Source organism: Aquibacillus albus, from assembly GCF_016908325.1.
Classification (GTDB): Bacteria; Bacillota; Bacilli; order Bacillales; family Amphibacillaceae; genus Aquibacillus_A; species Aquibacillus_A albus.
Window position 1 is genome coordinate 71084 of sequence record NZ_JAFBDR010000016.1, and the last position, 14876, is coordinate 85959.

Genomic DNA, 14876 nt, shown 5'->3' on the forward strand with positions numbered 1-14876 from the left:
ATATTTAAAACAAAATCATTCCGTTACTTTATTTTCGATGTCAACTTGGTTAAACGTTGTAATACTTTATTTGCTTTGCTCGGTTTCTCCATATCATGGGAAGCAGCACTTAGATTCTCCATCATTTCTATTAGCTGGTCATTCGTCAGATAATTAGGATCTTCTTTATAACGATCTAGCAGGAAGGAGAAGTCCTCAATCGCTGTTTGTGAGCAATGAAAAAAGGAATCTGGCAGACGTAGACATACATTCGCACGTAATAACCGAATTTCCTTGTGATTCGGCTCCATGGAAATTGCTTGATTCAATGCATCTAGACCCTCTTGGGCATGATCTGCTTTTTCGAGAGGCTGAACGGCGTCTCGCCCCAATAGCGCAAGCGTGCTACCGTAATTGGCTTCGACAAGGGCATTGTCGGGCTCTGTGTCGCGAAGCTTTAAGAAAATCTCATAAGCTTTCTTTACCGCTTTTTTATCTCCGTCTACACCTAACATAAGAAGTCTTCTTCCTTCCTCAAATTGTTTGATATGGTTGGTATTACTTTTCATTTTCATTACTCCCTTCCAAAGCAAAAATTAAAACATCCGGTATTAAGCTTCTTAAAAAAGCGTTCTTTTTAAGGTTAAGCAAAAATATGCCACTCTGACCTAAAACCACAGAATGGACAAGTAATCAGAAGAGGTATCCTTAAAATATTAGATATTTACACTAGCTACAATATGCATGATTGAAATAAATGGTCTGTATGAAACGCCTTATTTTCAAAAAAATATATGTTTGCCTCAATCAAATTCTACTTTGCCTGCATTTTATAAAAGAATAAAGGAGCGTGATAAGTTAAGCCCGAGAGTTAACAGAAAAAGAAGCTCAACCGATACTTCATATTGTGACACAAAACTAATTAAGTGAATGATAGGCGAAATAAAAGGACTGTATCTGCATATTTGACTCTGCAGTTCATGTTACTAAAGTGCAATGAAGCATCATACAAGGTTGGCACAAGTATTGATGCTTCCATAGTCAGAAAAAAACAAATGGAATGGAGGATAAAAATGAAGAAGGTTCAAACCCATAAGATGACCGTCTCTGTTGATGAACATTCGTCCCATCTCGAACAATTTAAAGCATTTTATAAGCAATTAGATGACCAAGGGAAAACAATTGAAAAGCTTCCTCGTGAAACAATAGAAGACTATCAATTAAAAGCTGTAAACGCCACACTTGCTCATGTGTGGGACAATAATGAATACTACCGTTCGAGGTTAGAAGAGGCAGGATTCACGGAGCCTAAATTAGATAGCCTAGAACAATTAGCATCTGTACCGATGCTGAAAAAAGATGTGATTAGAGGTGATAAAGAGAAGATATTGTGTGTGGATCCGAAAGAAATAGGCCAAGTTCACCTTACGAGTGGTACGTCGGGTAAACCAATATATACCGCTTATACCTTGGCTGATCAATATGTATACGATTTATTGCCTAAATATTTGGAATTGTTTAAAGAAACTGAAGATGATGTCGCGGCCATCGCATTACCATATGAATTCGCACTGCCAGGACTTGGCTTTCAGCGTTTATTCCAATTTGCGTTTGGTACAGCAGTTTTATCCCTTGGCAAGGGTGGTTATATGGCCCCAGTTGATAAGTCGCTGGAATTAATGAAGGAATATCAAGCAACGGTCCTTGCGACAACCCCTTCTTATGCAGCACTTCTGGTAGAAGAAAGCGAGAAGTACGGTATCAAAATCGGTGAAGATATTCGAATGAAGAAAATTTGGCTAACAGGTGAAGGATGTTCGTCCACCTTCCGCGAGCGGCTTGAAAAATGGTGGGGGTGCGAGGTCTCCTTTTTCTACGGTTCCACTGAGTGTGGAGTAATCGGTGTAGAATGCAGTAAGCATAATGGGTATCACATCATGGAAGGACATGTAAAGGTCGAAATCATTGATCCCGAATCAGGCGAAGTGCTTCCTCACGGGAAAACAGGAGAACTAGTTGTCACAACGCTGCTGCGTGAAGGAATGCCGATGGTACGCTATCGTACAGGAGATCTCGGTGTCTTACAAAAATCCAAATGTGATTGCGGTCTCACAATGGACGTTCTCCAACTAAGGGGTAGAATGGAACACATGCTACGTATCGGCGAAGCAGATTATTCTCCTTTCATGCTCGAGCATTTTCTCATGGAGCTTCCAGAAGTAGGCTTATGGTATCACTTTAAGATGAATCAAGGAGAGTTAACTATTGAAGCCGAGAAGTTCAAGACAGAGATGAGTGACGATCAATTGGCAGAAAAGATTAAGCAGCATATGGCTGATCGAATTGGGATTAATTGTGAAGTGGTTATCAGGGATGATATTCCTCGAACGTTCGGTAAAGCACAAAGAGTGTTCACCTAGAAAAGAAAAAACGCGAGAGAGGAGGTGCCTTTATGAGTGACATCGATATAGAGAGGACGAAAAAGTTTCAGGAGCTGTATGCGCGCATTCAAAAATCCCCTCTATACAAGCGGAAATTATCACACCATTTAAAACAAGACATCGGGCTTCAGCACATCAATACACTTCCGATAACGACAAAACAGGATCTGCGGGAAGCTGGTATATTTGGTCACCTTGCTGTTGATAGGAAGGAAATAGCTCAATATCACGAATCAACCGGAACAACTGGGGAGCCCTCTGCTTCCTGGTTTACGCATGAGGATTTGGTAACTGGTGGAAGACAACTAAAACAATGTGGTGTCCATTTGACATCTGAAGATCTTGTGCTTATCCGATTTCCTTATGCCCTGGCATTACCTGCCTTTTTAATGCAACAGACAGCCTGGCAGACAGGAGCCGGGGTAGTTCCCGCTAGTGGTCGTACGGTAGTGACTCCGTACCCTAGGGTAATAAGCATGATCAAACGGCTTGCTGTCACGGTTTTGGCGGGACTCCCGCGAGAGATGGAACTACTAGCCGAAGTGGCCCGACTAGGTGGTTCTGACCCAAGTAAGGACTTTCCTTCGCTGCGTGCCATATGCGTTGCTGGTGAATTAATGAGTGAAAAGCGTAGACAGCATATAGAGGAACTATGGGGTGTGCCAGTATTTAATATGTACGGTTCAACGGAAACAGCTAATATTGCAACAATGTGTGAGCATGGCAACATGCATATTGTAGAAGAAGATTTTGTTGTGGAAGTGTTAGATGAGAACGGAACAAATCCTGTTCCTTTTGGAGAAAAAGGGTTTGCAGCGATCACAACGCTTTCCCATCAAGGTTCGCCTCTACTGCGATATTTTAACGAGGATATCATCTCTGTAGAGCCAAGTTTATGTCCATGTGGTCGATCTGGAGCGAATCTAACCCACTATGGAAGAAGCAGGGAACGCATCTATTTTGGAGGTACCATCCTGGAGCCGGCTGATATTCAGGAAGCAGTATATTCGTTGTCGCCTGCTCCGGATGCGTGGCAGGTGATCGAACAAGAAGCAGGATTGCACGTATTACTAGATTCGCATGAAGCCGATAAATGGTCAGAGGAAGAAGTCCGGTCTCTATTATCCTCCCAACTCCAAGTGCCGATCACCGTGGAAATAACCACAATGCTCGATCGCGCCAGCCTCATGGATAACACTCCATCGACAAAGCCTATCTATATCAGAAAACGAAGTAACGGTGCTTAATAGATACCAATAGATACAGAGGCAGGAAGTTTTGATATGTCTAATCTAAAAAAAGAAAGGATGGTTAATCTTGAGTGATGAATCACAACAAAAGAAATCACAGCTACTCGTGAGCCGTGACCATAAAAGTGAGGATACTATCATTAAAGTAAAGCAAACGACAATTGGCGGATTGTCCCATACGCTGATTGCAGGACCTTGCTCAGTTGAATCGAGAGAGCAGCTTGAAACAGTTGCTTCTGCGCTAAAGCAAACGGGATTATCGGTCATGCGTGGTGGAGCATTCAAGCCGAGAACCTCCCCTTACAGTTTTCAAGGTCTTGGGGAAGAAGGTTTAAAAATGATGAAGGATGTAGCGGATGAAAGCGGATTGGTAACGATCAGTGAAATTATGAGTCCGAACCAAATCGATATAGCGGCACCTTACATCGATATTTTTCAAGTAGGCGCACGTAACATGCAGAACTTCGATTTGCTGAAAGCAGTCGGGCAAACGAAAAAGCCCGTGTTATTAAAACGTGGGCTTTCTGCTACGTTAGAGGAATTAATGCTAGCAGCAGAATATATTTTGCATCATGGGAATGATCAAGTGATGTTAATCGAACGTGGAATCCGTACTTTTGAGACAGCGACCCGAAATACCCTTGATATTTCTGCTGTTCCTATTTTAAAGCAGGAAACCCACCTACCAGTGCTCGTAGATGTCAGTCATTCCACCGGGCGAAAAGATATTCTCTTACCATGTGCAAAGGCGGCACTTGCTGCTGGAGCAGATGGGATTATGGTTGAGATACACCCGGATCCTGCAAACGCTCTTTCCGATGGGAAACAGCAGCTCAATATGGAGGAGTTTCAAGCTTTTTGGGACGGCTTAACCGATTCCGGTTTGTACCGTTAAGGTCGCTACTATGAGCCTAATAAATAGGTTTAGATGGAGGTGATAGTATGAAAGATTCCCAATTTGAGCACAAAGCATTGAAGGTTTTAAAGACATTTCTATTAGACTTACTATTAGTGACGGATGGACGGACAACGGATTTTTTGGAAGTATTGTTGAATGAGAAATTAAAGGTCCAAGTGATACGGCAAGAACAAATTAATGAAGCTGATGCCAAACTGTTCGGTGAGTCTTCCGGCGCTCCGTATTATATTAGGGAATCGGTACTAATCGGTGAAAGAAGTGGATTTGTCGTGTCCCACAACATTGCGATGGTATATGCCAAGCATGTACCTCCTGCTTTGTTTGAGAGCATTGCACATCAGAAGTACGGAATTGGCAATGCGATCAGTTCACTTGGAATGCGCTCGTTCCGGAAAGTGACAGACTCCGGATATGTCAACGAAGAGGAATCAGTTGATCTTTTCCAGCAGCCAATCAGGCTTCATTTTTCTGATCTGCATGAAAAGGTGCCTTACAAACGATACGATTTGTATTTTGGAAGTAAACCAGGAATTGAAATGCTCGAATATTACCATCCGAGCATTATCGAACATCGTTTACTGCAAGAGATCAGCAAAGAGCAATCAAGCAACTGAGCAATGACTGGCTCTACAGGATGGAGAGGTCATCCTTGGAGCCAGTCACTGTTTATCCTTGTAATTTTTTAGCCATGCATGATTAGCCGACATCATTTTTATTTTTTACTCGATTTTCCTTTCATTTGTTCAATCAAATCGATTCCGAAAAGGAGCATATGTTCAGCTGCATGAAGTGCGCCAAGGTTTATGGCTTTAAGTAATTTTCTTACCATGACTTCAACAGGTTGATCACGATCTTCTGCTGCTTCCAGGATTTCTTTCTCGGCGACATATGCTCCTTTTTTAACCGCTCTCATATAATTCTCTGAAAAGTAACTAGCTCCAAGTTGGAATAATTTAAACATTTTCACAAACGCTTGATGTTTTTTCCTATCCAACTGCTTCACCCCCTCTTGATATTACCTTTTGCCTGCAGAATTCGATGTTCGCTCCCTTAATGTTTTCTCTTTATCCTGCATCGGAAGGCTATTACTAGTTCGTGTTTGTTTTTCTCCTCCCCAACCTGCTACCAATGCAACGATAACGCCCACAACAAGTACAAAAAGAAGTATGCCGAATAAACTCAAGCCTAGGCCGAATAACAGTTTATCACCGATAGCCCATTTTTTTCTATCCATTCTATTTCACCTCTGCCTTATCCATAATAGTTCAGTATATGATTAAATATCCCAGCTTCTGTAGGTAGTAGACTATAATTTTATAAAATCCACTATAGCCCAAACGAGTAACGCTAATTCACATAGAATGGGAAGAGAAATGAAATAAAAAAGTGCGCATCAAACATACAAAAGGAGGTTTCCATAAATGGATGAATTACACAGGGAAGAAAACTCTGCAGAGGACACAGAGGAAGAAAAAAGCTCGGCTGGAACGAACAACACAGGGGATGAAGAGTGGAAGCAATTTATTAGACAAGAATTAGATAAAATGGAAAACAATGAAAAAAAAGAGTCATCAACTGAGGGAGAGTTTTCGCTTGAAACCTTAATCGAGAAGATACCAGTAGAAAATTTGGTTAAATCCACAGTGAATATGATTAAGAAGAGAGCAGATAAGGATGTAGATGAGAAAACAGAAGAGAAAGTAGAAGCAGAAATGGATGAGAAAACAGAAGAGAAAGCAGAAGCAGAAATGGATGAGAAAACAGAAGAGAAAGCAGAAGCAGAAATGGATGGGAAAACAGAAGAGAAAGCAGAAGCAGAAATGGATGAGAAAACAGAAGAGAAAGCAGAAACAGAAATGGATGAGAAAACAGAAGAGAAAGCAGAAGAAGAAATGGATGAAAAAACAGAAGAGAAAGCAGAAGCAGAAATGGATGAGAAAACGGAAGAGAAAGCAGAAGCAGAAATGGATAAAAAAACAGAAGAGAAAGCAGAAGCAGAAATGGATGAGAAAACGGAAGAGAAAGCAGAAGCAGAAATGGATGAAAAAACAGAAGAGAAAGCAGAAGCAGAAATGGATGAGAAAACGGAAGAGAAAGCAGAAGCAGAAGAAATAGATGAGATAAAAGATGTGAGGGTAGATAAGAAGCCAATGAATAAGCAAAATAGAACCAAGAGAAAGAAGAGAGTATTTAGAAGAAGACGTTAACATATCTTATATCGATACCCCCAAAAGAAGGAGCTTTACAATAGATGAAGAAGAAACTTTACTTTCCTGCCACTGCTTTACGAAATTTGGCAGCATTAAGCTTATTTGTAGCATTTTTAATTATTTTACAATTAGATAACCATCTGTTGTTGATTGTTTGGGCAATTGCTGCAGGACTTAGCTTCTTCGAAAAAACAATAAGATATTTTGTTTTGACATTAATGGCTTTCGGAATTGGGTTCTTTGTTTATAGTTATATAACTACGCATTGGCTTATAAACATCAGTCAGGATGAAACCCGGGTTTTACTCAACAGGTTGTCACTGATCGTTGTCTTGGTCCCATTGATTTTTTTTTCGCTTATTTTCAGACTTCGTTTTATGTATTATTGGCAGAAACCGCAATGGGAGGAGCCAGTTCATAATCCTTTCATTTGGGCCGGCTTTCGTAAAACGAAAGTAAGTACCTTTCTCGTTATGGCGATGATGATAAATTTTTTAGTTTTTCTGCCATTTATACTGAATCATAGCTTTAGTTTCTTCCAGGGAATCTGGGGATTCATGATCATTTTTTCCATTCTGAATGGAACGCTCGAAGAAATGATATGGAGAGGTTTTTTGCTAAGCCGTTTTTCTGAAAATTTCGGTAATCGATGGGCGGTTGTGCTAACGAGCGTTGGCTTTGGTCTGCAACATTATTCCCTTGGATTCTCTTGGGTTAGCTGCCTAGCATTTAGTATGGGCGGTTTTTTTTTCGGAGCTATTACAGTCCAATCAAAAAGTATCGTTCCGGCAGTGATATGGCATATGTTTTTCAATGCGTTGATGGTGCTTAGTGGCATGATTGTGAGTTAAAGGGGGATATAACAAATAAATTTTCGAGTTAAACAAAATATAGCAAATTACTATTTCTTAATATTCAGTCTGTTGAACAACCGACAACCTGGATACTATTTTTTTGAAAATTTTATGTAAAACATATTAAGGAGTTTAACAATCAAGATAACTGACATCTCGTTACTAGCACATTTTATCATATAGTAGACAAAGACCGCTTCATTAAACATGCAAACCTCATAGATTGTAATAAGCATAGTTTATTAGAGGAGGTTTGCCAATTGTTTGGATTTTCAATGATACAAATGGTACGTTCCCATTCTCACAAATTAGACAAATCGTTACGTGAACAAGTACTCAACTTATATAAACCATTTAAGTGGACACCTTGTTTTATGCACAATTTATTCGAGGGTATGATTAAGAAACACAAGAAAATGTCAGTCATCATTGAATTTGAAAAGCCATATTTCGAAGAGGGCTGTCATGATGTTAACCACTTATTTGCAAGCAATGCACGATGTTCTATTAGAAATGAATTTCGTAGTATTTCTTGCTGTAGTGTAGATCTTACGCCCTCTGTATTGGAAGAGATGCTTGAGAGCTGCAATAAAGTTAAAAAGGTGTATTTTAATCGAGAAATTAAAGCATTGTTAGATACAGCGGTACCTTCTGCCAATGCTCATCATGTAGTTAGAGATGGAACGGAATTATCTGGAAGAGGGAAGTCAATAGCCATTATCGATACTGGAATCTATCCCCATAATGATCTATCAGGGAGAATCACTGCGTTTGTAGATTTTATCAATCAAGAATCAGAGCCTTATGATGATAATGGGCATGGAACACATTGTGCAGGAGACGCAGCTGGTGACGGATCAGCATCATCTGGACAGTACGTATCACCTGCTCCAGAAGCTAATTTAATCGGGGTGAAAGTGTTAAATAAAATGGGGTCTGGTTCCTTAGAAACAGTTATGCAAGGGGTAGAATGGTGCATCGATTTTAATGCCAATAACCCGGATCAACCGATTGATATTATAAGTATGTCATTAGGGTCACCTGCACAACAATTTGGTACTGAAGATGATGATCCAATGGTACAAATCGTAGAAAGAGCTTGGCAGGATGGAATAGTTGTTTGTGTTGCGGCTGGTAATGAAGGTCCTGATTCTCGAACAATTGCAAGTCCTGGAATTAGTGATCAAGTCATTACAGTAGGTGCATTAGATGATAGAAATACTCCTGAGTCAAGATCAGATGATGAAGTTGCTAGCTTTTCAAGTAGAGGACCTACGATTTACGGAAAGACGAAGCCAGATATCTTAGCTCCAGGCGTTGATATCGTTTCATTAAGATCTCCTGGATCCTATTTGGATAAATTACAGAGGCAAAATCGAGTAGGCTCTGATTATTTCGTTTTATCAGGAACTTCAATGGCAACACCAATTTGTGCAGGAGTTGTCGCTTTAATTTTACAGCAAAATCCAGAGTTAACACCGCAGCAGGTTAAAGAATTACTAAAAAATGGTGCTGATATGTGGAGAAATCGAGATCCGAATGTTTATGGTGCAGGCTATTTAAATGCTGATAGCTCTGTTCCTCGCTAGAAAATGTGCATGAAGTAAGCAAAGTTCCATCATAAGATAACAGGATGTTGTATCAACGAATCAATATATTACTAGACTCCTGCATCGATTGAGTCATGGGTGCAGGATTTTTTTTGAAAAATATATATTGGACAAATTGTTAAATAATGAGTACTGAACTAAAATTTCCTTATAACATTGTGGATGAGATAGAGAAGCCTTTTCGACAATATGAAATTAAAAACATTTCTTAATAACCATGTTATAATATAAGAAAGAAAACAGAGTGATTGTATTTGAAGAAACTTGATAGTAGGGTTGTGGATAGTAGTTAAAGAAGAAAAGGAGAAATAATGAGTTGAAAAAAGTTAACGTTAAATATAAATACATAGAAACACTTACTGGCGAACAAGTAATTAATAACTATGACGCTTATCAATTAGATGAAAAACGAGTGGTCGAAATTGATACTGCCGAAGAGGAGATAGTCATTCAGCCATTAACAGAATATAGGGATGGAAATTTAGTGTATGATGAAGATGCAGATAGAGATCAAGATGATTCCATACTTATATCGGTACAAAACTCAAAAGAATTTGATATATTTGATGAAGCAGTTGTAAACTTTTTTAAATATCTAGTTGAGTTGAATTACAAGAGATAAAATAGCCCCCCTATTTCATGAAAAGTTCATATTCATTATACTAACGGGAGCCGCTTGACAAGTTCTGTTATAATCGTTTCAATCATGAAAAACAGAATTAACGCTCGATTAAACAATTACTTAATTAATTACTGTAAGAAAAAAGGAGGAGTACGGTTATGGATGATAAGTTTGAAAGAATGAAATTAATAGATAAGTTAATTGATATGGCTGATAAGCATAATATTGAGTATTCGGTCCCATCTGGTGGTTCAACAAAAAATTCAGGATTTGCAGATTTTATTTTTAAAATGGAAGAAGACCTGATGCTTGGAGTGCAGCTTGCACCGGTTGGATCCGTAAAACCATTATCAACTTTTCCAGATGGACAACCAATGACTTTTGAAGATATGGATAATATGTTAAAACATACCGCATACGAATAAAAAATTACGTCCTATAATAAAGCAAACGTCCTCTTTTATGTTGTTTATGTTTACGAAATGTTTACTCTTGGAGCCAAGATTTCTAACTTGGTTCTTTTTTATGAAAAACTGTGAATCCCTTGAATTAGCGAGAGCGATTGTTAAATAATAGCTATCTTCTTTTGTATCTACTGGCAGGTTAGCTGAAAAGGGGGCAATTGATGTATTAGGAGGTTTTTATGCGAAAATATCTATTATTGATTATGTGTTTGATGCTGCTATCAGCTTGTTCATCAGAAGACGATGTTAATTTCGATGAAACTATGATAGTTACTGGGAAAGTAATTCAAATAAAATAAGAGAGAAAAGAAGAGCTTACTAAGTATTGTTGAAGAAGTTACTAAAAAAGTCTGAGAGGTGAAAGGAAAATTAGATATAAATTATTCTCTATATTCCTAACATTTATTTTATTATTTGTCCTTACTGGCTGTTTCTTTAGTTCAAATGATAGATATGACGTTACAATCTTTACAAAGGAACCAGCATCATTAGATTTACAAGAAAGAGTTAATCAAACAATTGAAACTAATAATTTAGATAATCTTGTTCTTAATTGGAGCATAGAACCTCCAACTCATATTGATGAGTTTCCAACTATTATTGTAAAAAGTCATAATGGAACATTTGAAACAAGTAACGTAGAAGAATTTGAAGAACATATTAAATCATTAGAAAAATAGCATTGTATTTGTTGTTCGCTAACAGGGGCAAGAGTGGAACAAGGAGTTGTCGACACAGCAACTCTTATTGTGTTAAAACGACAATTTAGATGATTGAAAAAACGATTCCTGTTAGACATATCTAAAGGTATTGTTTTATATCTACTGTAACCTAAATACAACTTCCCCACAATGTTTTTCAAAAAGAAGGGGCATCAGAATTGAACATTTGTTTATTAGCCTTTTTTGATCTCTCTTGAACAATAATGACAGCTGAAATAACTAAGATAATACCAAGATATTGCCATAGGTTTAATTGTTCGTGAAAAAAAATAAAACCAGTTAGGGATGCTACTACTGGCTCAATTGTTGCTAGGATTGAAGCACGACTTGATTCTATTGTGCTTAGCCCTTTTGTATACAAAAGAAAGGGAAGCATCGTAGACAGAAAACCTAGAGCTATAATATAGAACCAAACGTTTGGATTTGAAAATAAAGGAATGACGTTCCATAATCCACTAAAAGGAATTACTGCTATTGTTGCGAACAAAAAGGTATAGATCGTAACGGTTAAAGAGTTGTATTTTTTGAGTGCAAACTTTCCAAATATGTTGTACAGCGCATAAAAGAAGCCAGAACCAAGACCAAGAATTAAACCAAGAGATGAGAACGTTAAATTCGAACCTGGTAGGATGCCAACAACAAATGCACATCCAACAATCGTTACAATTAAAGCAATAACCTTTCGTGTCGTTAGAAATTCCTTAAATATAATCCTTGAGAAAATCATTACAAATGCTGGTGCTGTGTAAAGAAGTATGAATGCAATCGATATAGACATTTCTTCAATCGCACTAAATAAGCACCAATTAAAAAAGAGAAAACTGATAATGCCAGTTCCAATAAAATATTTACTATCAACTATCCTGATTCTGAAATGCTCTCGATTCTTGATTAATGCATAAACGACTAAAAATAAAGATGCAGATAAGATACGAATGGCAACAACCTGTGATGGCATAAAACCTAATTCATAAAGGTAGGTTACAAAAACTCCAATAATCCCCCATAAAGAAGCCCCCAAACCAATATATAATAATGCTAATTTGCTATTCATCAAACTCTTCCTTTCTACTACTATGTTAAACCTACAATTCTATTTTCTTTAAGTAACGTAAACCATACCGGGTCATTCTAACGAATAAGGAATAACATGTTTACTATTATTAAATAAAATAAATGTTTAATCAAGGTGAATAGATGGTGAAAACATAGAGAAATGGGTTGAAAGAACAGCAAAGGAAAAGGGGAACTACATTACGAAAGACCTTGAAACTGTTAGAAATTGAACTTTGTTTTAGTTGCAAATTGTGAAATAGTGTACTTAAATTGAACGAAGCAGTAGAGTTTAAGAATCAATTTTATTTTATCGAGTAATATATGTGAATTGGTGGTGTTACTTTTGAGGTTTGTAATTAAAAAAATGTTTAAATCTATTACCCTAATTGTATTGTTGTTAACTTTATCAACCGTTGTTGGTTGCTCTTCTGATGAAGCAATAACAGAAGTTTCTCAACCTGGAGAACTATTCGAAAAGAAAGTGACTAATGATTCAAAGGAAAAGGAGAAATTTGAGGCAACCTTTTCAACTCTTGATACTAATCACATTCCTAAGAACATCACTTTTGAAGTTAACAAAAATGTATGGAATTTGTTAGAAAAAGATAAGGTCTATGAATTGCACTATATCTATAAACATCAATCTGACAAATTTGTATTGGAAGAAATCAGTTTATCCCAAGTATCTTTAGATAACTTTCGACAAAAGGTTAAGGGAATTAAAGGTGAAATAGAGTAAAAACGAGGAACGATGTGTCTAAAGTAAAGCAACCAGCTCATATTGTTTTACCAAATGAAATTTTTATGCAAGGAAAAATCAGTGGGAATTATAATGAGCATATAGAATTTAATGCTAGTCCAACAGAAACATACGGGACTGATGGAACTATTGTTACTGGGATGCATTACAAATTTGCTGATTTGGAAAAAGGTTCAACAATTTCATTTTCTATTACAGAGGAGTTAAAGAAAAGGTTAGAACTGAATGTTTCAGAGGTCAAAATCAAGATAAGCTAAACAATTCTTTTAATAAAGTTATTAACAGGTAGAGAGAGTTGAACAAGGAGTTGCCGATCAGGCAGCTCCTATTTGCCACAATGGAAGCAATGTGTAATAAGAAAAATAAAAAAATTATTATTGTGAGAGCAAAAGCAAATAGGGGGTATTGCGATGTATAATAAAAAACTAACCCAATTTACGAAGAACTTACTGTTAATATTATTTGTTTTTATACTTATAGGCTGCAATAATGAATCACCTAAAGAGGCAATAAACAATGGTTGGTCTGGCGAAATAGAAGTAAATGATATAGTATCTAAACAAAAAACAAGTGATGGAACAATTGTATATTTTAATGCACAAGATGTAGATGAGAGTGATAAATTTGAAAGATTGGGGATTGCATTAGTAACAAGTCAGAGTGATACAAGTTGGGAACTTATCGATTCTAAAATAAGCTCTATCACAGATGAATCATTTAGTGTAAGACACAAAATATTACGTTTCAAAACTGATGAGGGAAATGTGAAGGAGATACCAATAGCATTTGGGAAATTGGTAGATGAAAATATATCTACTGTTACAGCAGAAGTAAATGACGAGGTTAAAGAAATGGAAATAATAACCACGGATTTAAGTCGTTACTTTTATCAAGTTAATGCTTGGGGTCCAATAAAAGGTTTAGATGAAAAGGGGGAAGTTATTGAACAATACTAATTCTATATTTCAATAAAAGGGAGCAAGATCTTAACAAGATGATCGTCAAATTAAAATTGGCGGTCTTCTTCTTTTGTATTTAAAAAGGGTTAATGGAATATTATGTTAAAATTAATGGTTCAATGTCGGGCTAATGTTGTAAATGGAGTGAAATTACTGATATTATATATCATTTTATTCATATTATTTGGTTACTTATTTGTTTTACAATTGATGAAAGCATGAAGAGGCAAGTGAGTACACTTTTAAAAATTTCAAAAATGTGACACTAAACCCAAACACTGACCCTCAAGAGCAATTAAAAAGGGTTAATAAAGGTACTATCACAGAAGATGATTTGATTTATGCTATTACGTTGGGGTATCAAAGTAGCATTGAGAAAGTGATTATTAAGTATCAATATTTAGGAGTATCATACAAGAAGGTTGTCACAACTGGATAAATATGGATGATTTTTCACTAAATGAGAGCGTTAATGCAAGAAGGATTAATGTCACTTCTTTAGAAATAAATAGTATATAATTTAGGGCATTATTCGATTTTTAAAATGAAAGTAGGTGTATGGAGTTGTTAAGAAGAATTATTGTTTCACTGTTATCAACAGTGGTATTAAGTTTAATAATTTCATTTCTTATGTACACGCCTATTTCAGAAAGAAATTCTGATACATGGTATGATCCCTTCGGTGCTTACTTACCGATCTTACTAATGGTGATTGGATTGGCATATTTTTTATGTGGCATTCCCGCTTCAATGCTAATTGATAAATATGTTAACAAAGAAACTGTGAAAATGTTGATATATTTAATCGTAGGTTTTGTTGCAGGTATTCTTACCATTCTTATTTTCATACTGTTCTTGGGTGGTGGACCAATTACATTTTCTGTTTTGGCTTTCGGTATTTATGGTTCTGCCGGTAGCTTCATATTTTTTATCTTTATGATATTAACCACAATTTTAAATTAGCTTTTTAAGTAAAGGGAGCGATTACGCATTAAGGAAAATCTGACTGATATGTTGTAAAAGGGTGAAA

17 protein-coding genes and 1 pseudogene are annotated in these 14876 nt (G+C 36.9%); 14 read left to right on the top strand and 4 right to left on the bottom strand.

From position 1 onward, the window contains the following. Window positions 1-23 precede the first annotated feature (23 nt). Window positions 24-548 (bottom strand): hypothetical protein, encoded by a 525-nt coding sequence (locus tag JOC48_RS13875; RefSeq protein ID WP_204500665.1) that lies wholly within the window; start codon window positions 546-548, stop codon window positions 24-26. A gap of 411 nt (window positions 549-959) precedes the next feature. Between JOC48_RS13875 and JOC48_RS13880 the strand changes: the two genes are divergently transcribed. The 4 genes and pseudogenes from JOC48_RS13880 to JOC48_RS13895 all read left to right on the top strand — a co-directional run bounded on the left by JOC48_RS13880 (window position 960) and on the right by JOC48_RS13895 (window position 5203). Further along, window positions 960-2399 carry a phenylacetate--CoA ligase family protein gene (locus JOC48_RS13880; RefSeq protein ID WP_239584378.1) on the top strand — a complete coding sequence of 480 codons (1440 nt, stop codon included), beginning with the start codon at window positions 960-962 and terminating at the stop codon, window positions 2397-2399. A gap of 32 nt (window positions 2400-2431) precedes the next feature. Continuing rightward, the gene (locus tag JOC48_RS13885; protein WP_204500667.1) at window positions 2432-3667 is read left to right on the top strand and encodes a phenylacetate--CoA ligase family protein; all 1236 of its coding nucleotides are present in this window, start codon (window positions 2432-2434) and stop codon (window positions 3665-3667) included. Between the two features lie 82 nt (window positions 3668-3749). After that, a pseudogene (locus JOC48_RS13890) lies at window positions 3750-4565 on the top strand (bifunctional 3-deoxy-7-phosphoheptulonate synthase/chorismate mutase); the annotation flags it as partial. A 47-nt stretch (window positions 4566-4612) separates the two neighbouring features. After that, window positions 4613-5203 carry a chorismate pyruvate-lyase family protein gene (locus JOC48_RS13895; protein WP_204500670.1) on the top strand — a complete coding sequence of 197 codons (591 nt, stop codon included), beginning with the start codon at window positions 4613-4615 and terminating at the stop codon, window positions 5201-5203. Between the two features lie 98 nt (window positions 5204-5301). On the opposite strand, the gene JOC48_RS13900 is transcribed toward JOC48_RS13895, so the two are convergent. Both JOC48_RS13900 and JOC48_RS13905 read right to left on the bottom strand, forming a co-directional pair. Further along, the gene (locus JOC48_RS13900; RefSeq protein ID WP_204500672.1) at window positions 5302-5583 is read right to left on the bottom strand and encodes a hypothetical protein; all 282 of its coding nucleotides are present in this window, start codon (window positions 5581-5583) and stop codon (window positions 5302-5304) included. Window positions 5584-5604: 21 nt separating this feature from the next. Continuing rightward, entirely contained in the window at window positions 5605-5823 is a 219-nt protein-coding gene (locus JOC48_RS13905; RefSeq protein ID WP_204500674.1) for a hypothetical protein, read from the bottom strand. Between the two features lie 187 nt (window positions 5824-6010). On the opposite strand from JOC48_RS13905, the gene JOC48_RS13910 reads away from it, so the two are divergent. The 5 genes from JOC48_RS13910 (at window position 6011) to JOC48_RS13930 (ending at window position 10310) form a co-directional block, all read left to right on the top strand. Beyond that, window positions 6011-6796, top strand: coding sequence for a hypothetical protein (locus tag JOC48_RS13910; RefSeq protein ID WP_204500676.1), 786 nt, complete (start codon window positions 6011-6013; stop codon window positions 6794-6796). 44 nt (window positions 6797-6840) lie between these two features. Next, window positions 6841-7650: a CPBP family intramembrane glutamic endopeptidase gene (locus tag JOC48_RS13915; protein WP_204500678.1), complete on the top strand. Its 810-nt coding sequence runs from the start codon at window positions 6841-6843 to the stop codon at window positions 7648-7650. 263 nt (window positions 7651-7913) lie between these two features. Continuing rightward, a complete protein-coding gene (locus tag JOC48_RS13920) occupies window positions 7914-9242 on the top strand; it encodes a S8 family peptidase (RefSeq protein WP_204500680.1) in 1329 nt (442 codons plus the stop codon). Window positions 9243-9579: 337 nt separating this feature from the next. Further along, window positions 9580-9885 (top strand): hypothetical protein, encoded by a 306-nt coding sequence (locus JOC48_RS13925; protein ID WP_204500682.1) that lies wholly within the window; start codon window positions 9580-9582, stop codon window positions 9883-9885. 158 nt (window positions 9886-10043) lie between these two features. Next, entirely contained in the window at window positions 10044-10310 is a 267-nt protein-coding gene (locus JOC48_RS13930) for a hypothetical protein (protein ID WP_204500684.1), read from the top strand. 897 nt (window positions 10311-11207) lie between these two features. Here the strand turns inward: JOC48_RS13930 and JOC48_RS13935 are convergent. Beyond that, window positions 11208-12125 carry a DMT family transporter gene (locus JOC48_RS13935; RefSeq protein WP_204500686.1) on the bottom strand — a complete coding sequence of 306 codons (918 nt, stop codon included), beginning with the start codon at window positions 12123-12125 and terminating at the stop codon, window positions 11208-11210. A 345-nt stretch (window positions 12126-12470) separates the two neighbouring features. On the opposite strand from JOC48_RS13935, the gene JOC48_RS13940 reads away from it, so the two are divergent. The 5 genes from JOC48_RS13940 (at window position 12471) to JOC48_RS13960 (ending at window position 14809) form a co-directional block, all read left to right on the top strand. Then, the gene (locus JOC48_RS13940; RefSeq protein WP_204500688.1) at window positions 12471-12866 is read left to right on the top strand and encodes a hypothetical protein; all 396 of its coding nucleotides are present in this window, start codon (window positions 12471-12473) and stop codon (window positions 12864-12866) included. 14 nt (window positions 12867-12880) lie between these two features. Beyond that, on the top strand, window positions 12881-13144 hold the full coding sequence (locus tag JOC48_RS13945) for a hypothetical protein (RefSeq protein WP_204500690.1): 264 nt from the start codon (window positions 12881-12883) through the stop codon (window positions 13142-13144). Between the two features lie 153 nt (window positions 13145-13297). Next, entirely contained in the window at window positions 13298-13843 is a 546-nt protein-coding gene (locus JOC48_RS13950) for a hypothetical protein (protein ID WP_204500692.1), read from the top strand. 262 nt (window positions 13844-14105) lie between these two features. Beyond that, window positions 14106-14285 (top strand): hypothetical protein, encoded by a 180-nt coding sequence (locus tag JOC48_RS13955; RefSeq protein ID WP_204500694.1) that lies wholly within the window; start codon window positions 14106-14108, stop codon window positions 14283-14285. A gap of 191 nt (window positions 14286-14476) precedes the next feature. After that, window positions 14477-14809 carry a hypothetical protein gene (locus JOC48_RS13960; protein WP_204500696.1) on the top strand — a complete coding sequence of 111 codons (333 nt, stop codon included), beginning with the start codon at window positions 14477-14479 and terminating at the stop codon, window positions 14807-14809. Window positions 14810-14876: the final 67 nt, after the last annotated feature.

Bases quoted from the DNA above. Each gene is read 5' to 3' on its own strand.
- JOC48_RS13935 (WP_204500686.1), bottom strand. From the start codon at position 12,125: ATGAATAGCAAATTAGCATTATTATATATTGGTTTGGGGGCTTCTTTA.
- JOC48_RS13930 (WP_204500684.1), top strand. From the start codon at position 10,044: ATGGATGATAAGTTTGAAAGAATGAAATTAATAGATAAGTTAATTGAT.
- JOC48_RS13875 (WP_204500665.1), bottom strand. From the start codon at position 548: ATGAAAAGTAATACCAACCATATCAAACAATTTGAGGAAGGAAGAAGA.
- JOC48_RS13905 (WP_204500674.1), bottom strand. From the start codon at position 5,823: ATGGATAGAAAAAAATGGGCTATCGGTGATAAACTGTTATTCGGCCTA.
- JOC48_RS13885 (WP_204500667.1), top strand. From the start codon at position 2,432: ATGAGTGACATCGATATAGAGAGGACGAAAAAGTTTCAGGAGCTGTAT.
- JOC48_RS13960 (WP_204500696.1), top strand. From the start codon at position 14,477: ATGTACACGCCTATTTCAGAAAGAAATTCTGATACATGGTATGATCCC.
- JOC48_RS13910 (WP_204500676.1), top strand. From the start codon at position 6,011: ATGGATGAATTACACAGGGAAGAAAACTCTGCAGAGGACACAGAGGAA.
- JOC48_RS13895 (WP_204500670.1), top strand. From the start codon at position 4,613: ATGAAAGATTCCCAATTTGAGCACAAAGCATTGAAGGTTTTAAAGACA.
- JOC48_RS13880 (WP_239584378.1), top strand. From the start codon at position 960: ATGTTACTAAAGTGCAATGAAGCATCATACAAGGTTGGCACAAGTATT.
- JOC48_RS13950 (WP_204500692.1), top strand. From the start codon at position 13,298: ATGTATAATAAAAAACTAACCCAATTTACGAAGAACTTACTGTTAATA.
- JOC48_RS13915 (WP_204500678.1), top strand. From the start codon at position 6,841: ATGAAGAAGAAACTTTACTTTCCTGCCACTGCTTTACGAAATTTGGCA.